Raw genomic sequence first — 12,696 nt, 5'->3', positions numbered from 1 at the left:
GATCAGCGTGGGCTTGCGCCGGCGCCGTCCCGATCCGTGCAGACAAGATCCGATGGCGCGAATTCGTTGGTCGAATAGACGGCGAGCACCGAGAAGCAGTAATCGAGCTTGGGGTTCAACGCGTTCACCGTGAACGTGGTCTCGCCGGCACTGAGCGTACTCATCGGCTTGGTCTGCTGGCCTTCCCGGGCGCCCGCCACGACGAACGGCACCGTCCCGCCGCTCGGATCAGACCAGGTGATGGTGATCGCCGAGCCCTCGTCGAGCAGCTTGAGATCGGTCGGCGGTTCGCCCGCGACGACGGGTTCGCCGCGCTCGTCGACCGGCCCGGTCTCCGGGGAACCGCCCCGATCGACGAGCACGGCGACCACCACGACGATCGCGGCGAGCACGGCGGCGCCCGCCGCGATCGCCGCGGCGACCGTCGACCCGCGACCCCGGCCCGACTCGGCGGCCGCAGCCGGTGGCGGTGGCGGGGCGGGTGCGGGTGTGACCGGGTACGACGCGACCTGTGCCGTCGACTGCGCCGAGTACGGCGGGTACGTCGACGACGCCGGCCCGGCGCTCGGCAGGTAGGCCGGCGAGGTGGCCGCCGACTGGAACAACCCGCCACCGGTCGGCCCGTCCGGCCGTGCGCCTCCGGGCGGCGCGACCGGTGGTGGTCCGACGGGTACCGGCGCGACCGGTGGTGGTCCGACGGGTGCCGGCGCGACCGGTGGTGGTGCGGGCGGTGGCGGTAGGGGCGGTGGTGGTGCGGGCGGTGCCGAGATCAGGGCCGGCGTTGGAGGTTGCGCCGGTGGTGGTGCGGGTGGTGCCGCTGGCGGTGCGACGGGTGCGGGCCCGACCGGTTGCGGGTGGACAGCCGCCCCGGAGGCCTCGCCGAGGTAGTCACGGGCCGCCCGGACCTGCCAGTGGTCGTCGCCGAGCACACCCGGCCCGATCGACGCCACCCGGCCGAAGTTGCGGCGGGCCTCGTGCCGGTTACCCAACTCCTCGGCGACCGCCCCGAGTTCGAAACTGAGCGCCAGCATCAACGGGTCGGCGTCGCCCCGGTGCTGGCCGTCGATCAGCGCCTCTTCGAGGAGGCGTCGGGCCGTCGCCGGGTCGTCGGCCTCCCGGTGCCACTGGGCCAGCACCTGGGTGGTGGCGAGCACCTCCGGGTGATCCTTGCCGTAGGCGGGCCGGGCCGCGTCGAGGGCCTGGGCGAGCAGCCGCCGGGCGGCCGGATGGTCGCCGCCGTCGCGGAGTGCCCGGGCACGGCCCTGCACGGCGGCAAGTTGTGGGGGCTGAGACACGCCCGCCATGCTGCCCCCTCGACGGGGTGCCGCGCCAGCCCGGGACGTCGGGGCAGCCGTCGAACCTCGCCGGCCCCATCGACGCCGATGGGACCGGCGGCCGGGCTCGGCGCCGCCCACCCGATCCCGGGCGCGGCTCTGTCGGCCGGCTCAGCGCTCGGCCGGCTCAGCGCTCGGCCGGCTCAGCGCTCGGCCGGCTCAGCGCTCGGCCGGCTCAGCGCTCTGTCGGCCGGCTCAGCGGCTCCTGCCCGTCGGCTCAGCGGCTCTGCAGCGCGTCCAGGCCGACGGCCATCGCGATGACCAGGCGGCGGTCGAGCTGCTGCAGGTGGACGTCGACGACGTACCGGTCGCGCAGGCCCCACTTCTTCACCACGGAGAACGCAGGCTGGCCGTCGATGGTGAAGTCGAAGTGGTACGGCAGCCAGGAGAGCGACTCGACGAACCGGCGCAGCAGCGCGACCGGCAGGCTCCGCTCCTGGCCGATGGCCCGCCCGAGACCGGGCTGCTCGACGTGCCAGGTGGAGCGGAGCAACGACGACTTGAAGTCCTTGCGGAACAGCCCGATCGAAGCACCGGCGGCGTCGGTCACGTCGTACGTCGCGCCGAGGTCCATCACCTGACGGGCCTTGAAACCGAGCACCGGCTGCTGCTTGGTGTCGTCCGTGTAGAGCGTCACCTGCTCCTTGAAGGCGAGCCGCTTCTGCTGGGCGAAGGCGAGCATCTCGCCCTCGGAACCGTCCGGGTTGACGGCGTGCACCTGGTACTGGTTGACCATCAACCGGATCCGCTGCCGGACGTGGAACTGGCGCTGGGACTGGAGGACGTCGAGTTGCATCGGGGAGGTTTCCTTCGTCTGGAGGTGACCGGTATCTGCAGGTGACCGATATCTGGAGGTGACCGGCGCGGTGTGGCCGGCGGACCGGGATCGGGCGCAATCGCGCCTCGGAGTGTGGCACACCGGGTCGTCCGCCGTGGTCCACGCCCACCGAGCGACCGACCGGGGACCGGCTGGTCGGCCGGTCAACTGCCGACCATGGTGCCAGTGTCCGCGTCGACGGGTGCCGGGCGGCCTGCTTGGATGGGAGGTCGGTGCGATCCCGGTCGGTGATGGGGCCGAGGAGGGAGCAGGGCTGGTGAGCCGAGAGGACCGTTGGGACTTCTTCATCGCGTACGCGAACCCGGACCGGGCCGCCGCCGAGGAACTGTACGGCCTGCTCCGCCCGCACTTCCGGGTCTTCCTCGACCCGCGGAGTCTGCCGCCCGCCGACGAGAACGGCAACCGCCTGCCGGAGGTGCAGCGGCAGGCGGCGATCACGCTGGTGCTGCTCTCGGCCGGCCCGGACCGGGCCTACGCGGAGCGGGAGGAGATAGTCCGGGCCATCGAGGTGTCCCGGCGGCAGAACGGACTGCGCCGGGTCGTCCCGATCCTCCTGGACGGTGCGGACGGAACCGACCGGCTTCCGTACGGGCTGCGGCTCGAAGAGGCCGTTCCGGTGACCGACTCCGGCGGGCTGGCGCAGGTCGCCGAGCGCCTCCGGAGCAGCCTGCGGCACCGCCTCGCGCTGCCCGCGGCCGAGTTGCTGCGCCGCTACGAGGAGCGGACGACGGTCGAGCGGGCCGTCCGCCTGGTGCCCCGGCACGGCTTCGATCCCACCGGGAAACTCGGGCTGAGCAGCCGCAAGTACGTCTTCGTCGGCGACTACGAGGAGCAGCGGCACCGTACGCTTCGGCAGATCCTCGGCAACCTCTGGATCGGGGACGCCTTCGAGCACGTCGACAACTCGAACGGGCCCTGGCTGGCCCTGACCTTCGAGTTGGGCGAGGTGAACCGGCGCAAGTTGGATCTGCTGCCCGCCACCTGGAAGGCGGCGTTCCGGATCCTCTCCGATCCGACCCGGGCGGGCTGCTTCTCCGCGACCGACGAGGAACGCACCCTGCTCGGTCGTCCGCCCCGAAACTACTACTCCGACGACCAGCAGGCGTGGTACGCCAGCTGCACCACCCGGGAGCGCCGGTACACCCCGCGGGGCACCGACTACTTCATCCGGGAGGTGCTGGGCATCAGTTGGCTCTGCTTCACCGGCACCGGGATCACCCAGGGCGCCCGGCAGTCGAGTGGACTGCCGTCGCGGATCTTCTTCGTGCGGAACCTGCCGTTGCACAGCATCGACCACCAGGTCCAGGACCTGGGCGTACCCGACGACGACATCGTCCTCGACTGAATCGTCCTCGACTGAATCGTCCTCGACTGAATCGTCCTCGACCAACTCTCGGCATGGGCGGTCCGGGGTTGGAACCGTGCCGCGCGGGTACGCGGCGGTTCTCTACGACGGGGGTGGCAGATGTCGCAGCGGCATACCGTACTGCGTTCGATGCACGATCTCGGCCTTGCTGCCTGGTTCGGTGGCTCCCTGATGGGGGCGATCGGGGTGAACGGCGCGGCGGCGACGGTGAGCGACTCGCGGCAGCGGCTCGGAGTGGCCTCGGCCGGCTGGGCCAGGTGGACACCGGTCAACGCGGCGGCGATCGGCAGCCACGTGGCCGGCGCCGCCGGTGAACTGATCACCGAGAGTCCCCGGATGCTCGTCCAGGCCGGGGTGGGCCGGATGAGCGTCGTCAAGACCGGGCTGACGGTGGCCGCGCTCGCGGCGACCGGGTACAGCCGGGTGCTCGGCATGCAGTTGCAGAAGCGCACCGAGGCGCCGGTGGTGGCCGGGACCGCACCGTTGAACGGTACGCCGCCGGACGTCGCGGCGCGGCAGCGGCAGTTGCGGGTGTTGCAGTGGGTGATTCCCGCCCTCACCGGTGGGCTGATCGTCGTCACCGCGCTCGCGGGCGAGCAGCAGAAGCCGGGGCAGGTCTTTCGGGGCATGCTGGCCAGAATGCACAGCGTGCGGGGCGGGGCGGGACGGATGGGAGGCATGGCCGGCAAGGGCATGCGCGGCGCGGTCGGCAAGGGCGGAGCCGGTCGGGCCGGAAAGGCGATTCCCCAGTTGACGACCAAGAGTGTGCGGCGGATCGCCGGATCGGCGATGCCCGGGATGGCCGGGGCGCGGGCGGCCCGACTGGCGGTCGCGAAGCTGCGTGACCGGTAGCAGACTCTGCGCGGAGCGACCGCCTACGTGGTTTTCCCGCTGCCCTTACGACGTGGTCGTCCCGCTGTCAACGGCCTGATGACTGCCATTGTTCGACCCCGATGGTCTGGCATGGATACCGCTCAACGCGGTTACCTCGGAAACCGAGGGTTAACACATGCCACGGAGGTCACGGGTGCCGGTCAGACCGCCATCGGAACCGACGGCCGTGCCGGTACCGCCGGTGCCGGCCCCCGCCGCGCTGGTCGGGCGTGCCGAGGAACTGGCCGGGATGCTCGGTCTCCTCCACCGGGACGCGATGCGGCCGGGTTTCCTGGTGCTGCACGGTGAACCGGGCATCGGCAAGAGCCGGCTCGTCGCCGAGCTGGCGAGGGAGGCCCGCAACCGGAGCCGTACGGTGCTGGTCGGCCGGGCGACCGAATTCGAGCGCTCCCTCCCGTACGGGATGCTGCTGGACGCGCTGGCCGGCGTACCCGATCATCGGGCCGACCTGCACGCGCAGCTGGACACCCTCGCCACGCGTGACCTCGACGGGCCGGCGGGTCCGGGGCCGGCGACCGCCGCGGTCGAGCGGCACCAGCGGCATCGCCGGTTGCGCGGCCTCCTCGCCGCCGCCGCCCGGCCGGCCGGCGCGCTGCTGGTCTTCGACGACGTGCAATGGGCCGACGACGCCTCCGTCGAGTTCCTCGGTTACCTGCTGCGGCATCCACCGGACGCCCGGCTGACCGTGGTGCTCGCGTTCCGGTCCGAACAGTGCCCGCCGCGGCTGGCCGACGAACTCGCTCGGCTGGCGCCGCCGCCGAGCTGGCTGCGGCTCGGCCCGCTGACGCCCGCGGACGTGGACCAGTGGTTTCCGGCCGAGCCCACCGCCCGGCGCCGGCTGCTGCACCAGGTCAGCGGCGGCAACCCGCTCTACCTGGAACTGCTCGCCGGCACCTCGGACCAGGTCCTCGGCGCGCTGCGCAGCGGCGACTGCCCCGACGAGCCGGTGACCAGGGCGTTGCACGGCGCGATGTCGATCGAGATCCGCGGGCTGGGTCCGACCGAACGGCTCGTGCTCCAGGCCATCGCGGTGGTCGGCCCCGGCCCCGGTCTCGACGTCGGCGCCGTGGCCGCCGCCGCCGGAATCGACCCGCAGCTGACCACCGTCGCGCTCGACGCGCTGGTCGCGCGCAATCTGCTTCGCCAGGACGGTGCCGAGCTGGACTTCCGGCACTCGCTGGTCCGGGCGGTGGCGTACTGGCTGGCCGGCCCGGCGTGGCGGCTGGCCGCACACCGCCGGGCCGCCGCGCACCTCGAACGCGCCGGCGCCCCGCTCGCGCTCCGGGCACACCACCTCGCCAGGTCGATCCGGCCCGGCGACGAGGCCGCCGCCGGGATACTCGCCGCCGCCGCCACGACCACCATGGGTACGGCGCCGAGCACCAGCGCCGCCTGGCTGCGCGCCGCCCTGTCGGCGTTGCCCGACGCCCCCGACCGGGCCGAGCGCCGGGCCGAACTGCGGCTGCTCTTCGCCAAGGCGCTCGGCGTCACCGGCCGGTTCGACGAGGCGCGGAGGGTGCTGCACGACCTCGTCGCGATTGCCGGCCCGCAACGGCACGCCGCGGTCGAGCAGCTCGCCGTCGTGGAGCGGCTGGCCGGCCGGCTGGACGTGGCCAGCGCGCTGCTCAGCACCGAGCTGGACTACTGCCGGCCCGGCGAGCCCCGCTCCCGCACTCCGGCCGGCGTCACCGCTGGGTCCGGCGTCGGTGCTGCGGCCGGGGTCGCCGCTGGGTCCGGCGTCGGTGCTGCGGCCGGGGTCGCCGCTGGGTCCGGCGTCGGTGCTGCGGCCGGGGTCGCCGCTGGGTCCGGCGTCGGTGCTGCGGCCGGGGTCGCCGGTCACGGGGGAGGGCAGGAGGCTCCCGACGGGTCACCGGAGCCGGCGGCTGCCACCGGTGCGACGCAGGCGATGCTGCGACTGGAGTTCGCCGTGACGGAGATGCTGGCCGGTCGCTGGCGGGCCGGGGCCAGACAGGCGGAGAAGACGATGGACCGGGCCCGGCAGGGCGGGCACCGGGGCGTCGAGGCCGCCGCGAGCAGCGTACTGGCCGCCTGCGCGGTGGCCAGGGAGCCGCTCTCCGCCGCCCGGCTCCGGATCTCGTACGCCACCCGGATGGTCGACGCGCTCGGCGATGTCGCGCTCCGGGACGAGCTGGGCGCGGTCGCCCTGCTCGCCTGGATCGAGCTGATGCTGGACCGGTTTGACGACGGACTGGCCCACGCGGAGCGGGGCATCGAGGTGGGGCTGCGGTTCGGTCGGATCCACGTCCATCCGCTGCTCTACGCGGCGCGCTCCGTGCTGTACGGCTCCGTCGGCCGGGTCGACGACGCGCTGCGGGACGCGGAGGAGGCCGAGGAGATCGCGCGGTGGCAGCGGAGTGCCGAGGCGGCGACCCTGGCGGCGGCGGTCCGGCTCCGACCGTTGCTCTGGCTCGCCGGGCCGGACGCCGTACGCCCGGCCCTGGAGCGGCTACGGGGCAGCGCCGCGCCGCGCTCCATCCTGTACCGCGCGGTGGTCCGGATGCACTTGGCCGAGGCGTCGCACGCGATCGGCGACCACCTGGGCTGCCAGCGTCTGCTGGACGACGTGGAGACCTACCGCTGTCTCGGGCCGGCCGAGGCGGCTGTGCTCGCCCTGCGGGCGCTCTCCGCCGGTGCCGCCGGTGCCGCCGGTGCCGCCCGTGCCGGAACGGCACGGTCCGGGCCGGCCGGCCCACCGCCGCAGGTCCGACGTTGGCTGGCCCGGGCCTCCGGAGTCGCCGGCGACCTGCCCGGGCGGCTCGGACTGGTGGGCGTGGCCGGCGCGAGCCTGGCCCTGGCGTACGGCGCCGTCCGGGATGCGGACGCGGGGGTGGCGACGGCCGTCGGCCAGCTCGCCGTGGCCGGCATGCCGGTCGCCGAGGGGCAGGCGCGGCTGCTGCTCGCCGAGGTGAGAGAGGCGGCCGGGGATCCACAGTCGGCCCGTGAGCAACTCGGCCGGGCCAAGCAGTTGCTCACCGGGTCCGGCGCGCGCTGGCTGGCCGGGCAGGCCGACCGCAGACAGCGGCGGCTGGCCGCCCGACTTGCCCGGCGTGCCGCCCCGGCGGACGGGCCCGGTGCGGCGCCGGACACGGTGGATCCCCGGCAGCTGTTGACCGCCCGCGAACGGGAGGTCGCCGAGCTGACCGTCACGGGTGCCACGTCCCGGATCATCGCCCGGCAGCTCCAGATCAGCCCACGGACGGTCGACGCACACCTGATGCGGATCTACCGCAAGCTCGGGGTGGCCTCCCGCACCGCCCTGGTCGGCCTGCTGGCCCGGACGTGAGCGTTGCGGGCGCCCGCCCGGCCGGCCCCGGCATGCCCGCCCGGCCCCGGGATGTTCAGCGTCAGTCGAGGGTTCCGGCGGGCCGGGTCAGCGGTCCGCCCGCGGTTCCGGTGTTGACCGTCCCGGCGGGCTCGATCAGCAGGACGGCGGTCTCCTCGTCGGCCACCGGGCAGTGCTGCACGCCGCGGGGCACCACGAAGAGCTCGCCGGCACCGAGCGAGACCTCTCCGTCGGGCAGCCTGATGGTGAGCCGGCCGTCGAGGACGAGGAACAGCTCGTCGGTCTCCGGATGGTCGTGCCAGACGAACTCGCCCTTCAGTTTGGCGAGCTTGATCTCGTAGTCGTTGAACTCGGCCACCTTCTTCTGCGCCCACAGGTCGGCGAACCGGGCGAGCCGCTCGGCCAGATTGACGGGTACGGGACTGTCGGGCACGCTGCCTCCGTGCGGATCGGTCGGGTCCGGGGCGGCCGGTTGCCGGCCCCGCCCGAGGGTCCCGCCGCCGCCCCGGGCCGGTCTTGTACGTTCCTGACATGGCAGCGCAGCGGCCCGGTGCAACGATCACCGCCTGGCGGCCGTCGGTGCCGGGGATCGCCGAGGTCCTCCACGCGCACTTCACCGCGCACGCCTATCCGGCGCACACCCACGACACCTGGGACCTGATGATCCTCGACGGTGGGTCGGTGGACTTCGCCCTGGACCGGCACCGACACGGCATGACCGGCCGGAGCACCGTGCTGCTGCTCCCGCCCGGGGTGACCCATGACGGCCGGACCGTCACCCCGGCCGGTTTCCGCAAGCGGGTGCTCTATCTGGACACGACCGTGCTACCGGAGCACCTGGCCGGCAGCGCGGTGGACGGTCCGATCCTCGACGACGAGGTGCTGCGACACCGGGTCGACCGGCTGCACGCCTCGCTCGGCCATCCCGGCGACGCGTTCGAGGCCGAGTCCCGACTGTCCCTGATCCGCGACCGGCTGCGCGCCCACCTCGACGCGCTCGCACCCACCCCGCCCGAGTGCGGGTCGAACCGGCTGGCCGGCAGGTTGCGGGAACTGCTGGACGCGAGGATCTCCGCCGGGTTGTCGCTGGGCGAGGCGGCGGCGATCCTCGGCGCCCATCCGAGTCACCTGATCCGGTCCTTCACCCGGGCGTACGGGCTGCCGCCGCACGCGTACCTGACCGGCCGACGCGTCGACCGGGCCCGGCGGCTGCTCCTGGCCGGCGAGCGGCCGGCGGGGGTGGCCGTGGCGGTCGGCTTCCACGACCAGGCGCATCTGCACCGGCACTTCGTCCGGCACGTCGGCATCACTCCGGCCCGCTACGCCCGGGCCGGCGGCCGGAGCTGACGGCGGTCAGCGATCGGCGAACGCGACCGGACCGGACGGGCCGGGGCCGTCGGCTGGCGACGGGTCGGCGGGCGGCAGCGTGCCGTCGGGCGGTGCGGCAGCGGTCCCGGTACCGCCCGCCCGGCCGGCGCAGGAGTCCTCGGCGACGGCCCGGAACGCCTCGGCCAGCAGCCGGACCACGCCCTGGGTCAGCGCCGCTGTCTCGTGGCCCTGGGTCGGCGCCGCTGTCTCGTGGCCCTGGGTCGGCGCCGCTGTCTCGTGGTCGTGCAGCGGCAGGCGGCAGCCGGCCGGCGCGCCGCCGTGGTGGCCCGCCGGAACCTGGGTGCGGCGCAGCGGCGCCAGCCGGGTGACGGCGGCCGGCACCAGTTCGTCGGTGACCGGACGGAGCCGGTCCAGCATCTCGGCCAGCAGCCGCAGCGCGGCCGGCACCGGTATCCCCGCGTGGTGCAGGTCGAGCGCTGGTTGCAGCGTTCGGGGCCGGGTCGCGGTGACCGAGCCGTCCTCGGCCCGCGCCAGCACGCCGTGCCGGACCAGGCTGTGCAGCAGGGCGGGGTGCTCGGACGCGATCCGGCCAAGTGCCGCCGTCAGCGGCTCGGCGGGCGGCGGGGCCGGATGGCGTACTCCGAGCATCGCCTCTATGGCGACCAGGTTGAACCCCTGCCGTTGCAGCGACGTGATGCTCGCCAGCCGGCGTACGTGGGCGGCGCTGTAGTAGGCGGTCCGGCCGTACCTGGTCGGTGGCGGAAGCAGACCGCGGGCCTGGTGCGCCCGGATGTTGCGCGGCGACATCCCGACCAGCCGGGCGAGGCCGTCGATCGTGTATCCCGCGGTGGCCGGTGACGAGCCGGCGCGCTCGCCGAGCTGGGGCACAGACGCCGTCACGGCTTCTCCTCACGTCCTCGGGCGAGTCGAACCTACCGATGCGACCGGTCGCGGGAGTATTGGTGAAATTACTGCCCTCCTCCGCCGGCCGGCCCGGTTTCGCTGTTCGTGACGCCTGCCCGCCCGTCGCCGGGATAATCGGAGGTGTCGTTGGCGGTCGCGTCCCGCAGGGGCGGTCGCCGGGCCGGAGCTCCACGTCGAAGGGAACGGGCATGTCGCACGGACGGATCGGTGACATGGTGACCGGTACGGCCGGCACCGCCGCCGGCACCGTCGTCGACCCAAAGCAGGGGCTACGCCAGCTGCGCGGCCAGGTGGTCGCGCCGGCGCTGGTGGCGTTCGGGGTGCTGCTCGGCTATCTGCTCGGCCGCCGGGTGCACCGCTGAGTCCGCCACTGCCCCGGGCGGCGGATGTCGGGTGCCGGGCAGCGCGATCGGCAGCCCGGCCGGGCACCGCCGAAACCCGGGTGTCGCCGGGCCCTCCACGATCAGCCCTGGCGGCTCTTCCACTGCGGGTTGCCGCGGTTGACCACGAGCACCCGGCCACGCCGGCGTACCACCACCGAACCCGGCTTCCGCTTCAACGACCGTAGCGAGCTGCGGACCTTCATGACGATTCCTCTCCGCTCCTGTCGGCGGTTTTCCGCCGTTTCCCACAGGTGGTCAACGCCGGGTGCCGGGGGCCGGATTCCCCGGCCGGGGTTCGGCCGAGCGGCCCGGCCGGCCGGGTGTCACGTGGTAAATCTCGGGATGCGGTTCCGTCCCCGGGCGGAGGTAGCTGACCGGACGGGGGATATGCGGTGACTGATCCGTCCTCATCCCGGATGTCCGGTCGGACGGCCTGGGCACACGAGATCTCCGCGCCACTGCGCCGGTTCGCGCGTACCGAGTCGGCCAGCGCCGGGGTGCTCATCGCGGCCATTGTCGCGGCGCTGGTCTGGGCGAACATCGACAACCACTCCTACGAGGCGGTCTGGACCACCGACCTGGCGATCGAGATCGACGGTGCCGGGGTCGCGCTCGACCTGCGCACCTGGGTGAACAGCGGGCTGATGACGTTGTTCTTCCTGGTGGTGGGTCTGGAGGCGCGCCGGGAGTTCGACCTCGGCGACCTGCGCGACCGGCGGCGGTTCGCCCTTCCGCTCGTGGTCGGCGTGCTCAGCATGGCGCTGCCCGTGGGGCTCTTCCTCCTGGTCAACCGGGGCGGGCCGGGCGCGCACGGCTGGGGCGTGGCCATGTCGACCGACACCGCGCTCGCGCTCGGTCTGCTGGTGCTGCTCGGGCGCGGCGTCCCCGACCAGGTGCGGATCTTCCTGCTGACCGTCTTCGTGGTGGACGACCTGGTGGCACTGATCGTGATCGCCGTCGTCTACACCGAGCACGTCGACGTGCTGCCGCTGCTCGTGGCGGTCGGGCTCTTCGCGGCGCTGTTCGGGCTGCGGGCCCTGGGCATCCGGCGCGGCCTGGCCTACCTGCCGTTCTGCGTCGCCCTCTGGGCGGCGCTGCTGGCCGGCGGGGTGGAACCGGTGGTCGCCGGGCTCGCCATCGGACTCACCGCACCCGCCTACACGCCGGCCCGTGGCGCCCTGGAGAACGCCAGCGGGCTCTTCAAGCTGTTCCGCGAGCAACCCACCCCCGACCTGGCCCGGAGCGCGAGCATCGGCCTGACCCGGACCCTGTCACCCAACGACCGGCTCCAACGGATGTACCACCCGTGGACGAGCTATCTCCTCGTGCCGCTCTTCGGCCTCGCCAATGCCGGCATCGTCCTGGACGCCGAGTTCCTCTCCCGGGCCGTCACCGCCCCGGTGACCCTCGGCGTCGTGCTCGGCTTCGTCGTCGGCAAGCCCGTCGCGGTCGTCGGGGTCTCCTGGCTGTTGGACCGGATGACCCGGGGCCGGATCCGTCCGGCGGTCGGCTGGGCGGGGATCCTCGGCAGTGGCACCATCTCCGCGATCGGGTTCACCGTGTCGTTCCTGATCGCCACCCTGGCGTTCGACGGCCCCGAGCTCGCCGAAGCCAAGATCGGGGTACTTGTCGCGGCGGCGATCGGCGCCCTGCTCACCTGGGCGGTCTTCCGGATCACCGCCGCGCTGCCGAAGGCGGCCCGGGCCCGCGCGCTGTTGGGCGACGCCGACCAGCTCGCCGACCTCGTCCCGGCGGTGGACCCCCGGCGGGACCACGTTCGTGGCCCGGCGGACGCCTCGGTCACGGTCGTCGAGTACGGCGACTTCCAGTGCCCCTACTGCGGGCAGGCCGAACCGGTGGTGCGCGAACTGCTCACCGACGCCGACCTGCGCTACGTCTGGCGGCACCTGCCGCTCACCGACGTGCATCCGCAGGCACAGCTCGCGGCGGAGGCGGCGGAGGCGGCGGCCGCCCAGGGGGCGTTCTGGGAGATGCACGACCTGCTGCTGGACCGCCAGGACCGGCTGCGCACCACCGACCTGGTCGACCATGCCCGCGAACTCGGTCTCGACCAGGAGCGGTTCGAGGCGGACCTGATGGCGAACGTGCACGCCGCCCGGATCGCCGACGACATCGAGTCGGCCGATCTGAGCGGGGTCTCCGGCACCCCGACCTTCTTCATCAACGATCGTCGGCACTACGGCGCGTACGACATCGAGACCCTGACCCGGGAGGTCAAGCTGGCCCGGGCCCGGGCCGGGCTCCAGCCGCGCCGGGGGCGGCGGCCGGAACGGGGATGACGTGGATTCGTCCGGCCGTGATCC

11 protein-coding genes are annotated in these 12,696 nt (G+C 73.7%); 6 read left to right on the top strand and 5 right to left on the bottom strand.

Features of this window, described 5'->3' with window-relative positions; all coding sequences use genetic code 11:
- Positions 1-2 precede the first annotated feature (2 nt).
- Positions 3-1,295: a tetratricopeptide repeat protein gene (locus tag ACN28C_RS25800; RefSeq protein ID WP_422770119.1), complete on the bottom strand. Its 1,293-nt coding sequence runs from the start codon at positions 1,293-1,295 to the stop codon at positions 3-5.
- Between the two features lie 256 nt (positions 1,296-1,551).
- Positions 1,552-2,130, bottom strand: coding sequence for a hypothetical protein (locus tag ACN28C_RS25795; RefSeq protein ID WP_422770118.1), 579 nt, complete (start codon positions 2,128-2,130; stop codon positions 1,552-1,554).
- Positions 2,131-2,428: 298 nt separating this feature from the next.
- Between ACN28C_RS25795 and ACN28C_RS25790 the strand changes: the two genes are divergently transcribed.
- From ACN28C_RS25790 to ACN28C_RS25780, 3 genes are all read left to right on the top strand, one after another.
- Complete coding sequence (locus ACN28C_RS25790; RefSeq protein ID WP_422770117.1) at positions 2,429-3,517, top strand: toll/interleukin-1 receptor domain-containing protein; 1,089 nt, start codon at positions 2,429-2,431, stop codon at positions 3,515-3,517.
- Positions 3,518-3,637: 120 nt separating this feature from the next.
- Positions 3,638-4,390: a hypothetical protein gene (locus ACN28C_RS25785; RefSeq protein WP_422770116.1), complete on the top strand. Its 753-nt coding sequence runs from the start codon at positions 3,638-3,640 to the stop codon at positions 4,388-4,390.
- 208 nt (positions 4,391-4,598) lie between these two features.
- Positions 4,599-7,736, top strand: coding sequence for a helix-turn-helix transcriptional regulator (locus ACN28C_RS25780; protein ID WP_422770115.1), 3,138 nt, complete (start codon positions 4,599-4,601; stop codon positions 7,734-7,736).
- A 61-nt stretch (positions 7,737-7,797) separates the two neighbouring features.
- Here the strand turns inward: ACN28C_RS25780 and ACN28C_RS25775 are convergent, their stop codons facing one another.
- Complete coding sequence (locus ACN28C_RS25775) at positions 7,798-8,169, bottom strand: cupin domain-containing protein (protein ID WP_422770114.1); 372 nt, start codon at positions 8,167-8,169, stop codon at positions 7,798-7,800.
- Positions 8,170-8,267: 98 nt separating this feature from the next.
- Here ACN28C_RS25775 and ACN28C_RS25770 point away from each other — a divergent pair, with 98 nt between their 5' ends.
- Positions 8,268-9,083, top strand: a complete 816-nt coding sequence (locus ACN28C_RS25770; RefSeq protein ID WP_422770113.1) for a helix-turn-helix domain-containing protein — start codon at positions 8,268-8,270, stop codon at positions 9,081-9,083.
- A gap of 6 nt (positions 9,084-9,089) precedes the next feature.
- Here ACN28C_RS25770 and ACN28C_RS25765 read toward each other — a convergent pair whose 3' ends face one another.
- Positions 9,090-9,965 carry a MerR family transcriptional regulator gene (locus ACN28C_RS25765; protein WP_422770112.1) on the bottom strand — a complete coding sequence of 292 codons (876 nt, stop codon included), beginning with the start codon at positions 9,963-9,965 and terminating at the stop codon, positions 9,090-9,092.
- Positions 9,966-10,177: 212 nt separating this feature from the next.
- On the opposite strand from ACN28C_RS25765, the gene ACN28C_RS25760 reads away from it, so the two are divergent.
- Positions 10,178-10,351 (top strand): hypothetical protein, encoded by a 174-nt coding sequence (locus ACN28C_RS25760; protein WP_422770111.1) that lies wholly within the window; start codon positions 10,178-10,180, stop codon positions 10,349-10,351.
- Positions 10,352-10,452: 101 nt separating this feature from the next.
- Here the strand turns inward: ACN28C_RS25760 and ACN28C_RS25755 are convergent, their stop codons facing one another.
- Positions 10,453-10,575: a 50S ribosomal protein L36 gene (locus ACN28C_RS25755; RefSeq protein WP_421492338.1), complete on the bottom strand. Its 123-nt coding sequence runs from the start codon at positions 10,573-10,575 to the stop codon at positions 10,453-10,455.
- Positions 10,576-10,788: 213 nt separating this feature from the next.
- Here ACN28C_RS25755 and ACN28C_RS25750 point away from each other — a divergent pair, with 213 nt between their 5' ends.
- Positions 10,789-12,672, top strand: coding sequence for a Na+/H+ antiporter NhaA (locus ACN28C_RS25750; protein WP_422774802.1), 1,884 nt, complete (start codon positions 10,789-10,791; stop codon positions 12,670-12,672).
- The last annotated feature ends 24 nt before the right edge of the window (positions 12,673-12,696 follow it).

The organism is Plantactinospora sp. WMMC1484 (genome assembly GCF_049315195.1).
Classification (GTDB): Bacteria; Actinomycetota; Actinomycetes; order Mycobacteriales; family Micromonosporaceae; genus Plantactinospora.
Note: the sequence above shows the minus strand (reverse complement) of the source record. Positions and strands in the feature narration are given on the sequence as shown.

Coding starts and splice junctions, on each gene's coding strand:
- ACN28C_RS25785 (WP_422770116.1), top strand. CDS start 3,638: ATGTCGCAGCGGCATACCGTACTGCGTTCGATGCACGATCTCGGCCTT.
- ACN28C_RS25760 (WP_422770111.1), top strand. CDS start 10,178: ATGTCGCACGGACGGATCGGTGACATGGTGACCGGTACGGCCGGCACC.
- ACN28C_RS25770 (WP_422770113.1), top strand. CDS start 8,268: ATGGCAGCGCAGCGGCCCGGTGCAACGATCACCGCCTGGCGGCCGTCG.
- ACN28C_RS25750 (WP_422774802.1), top strand. CDS start 10,789: ATGTCCGGTCGGACGGCCTGGGCACACGAGATCTCCGCGCCACTGCGC.
- ACN28C_RS25755 (WP_421492338.1), bottom strand. CDS start 10,575: ATGAAGGTCCGCAGCTCGCTACGGTCGTTGAAGCGGAAGCCGGGTTCG.
- ACN28C_RS25795 (WP_422770118.1), bottom strand. CDS start 2,130: ATGCAACTCGACGTCCTCCAGTCCCAGCGCCAGTTCCACGTCCGGCAG.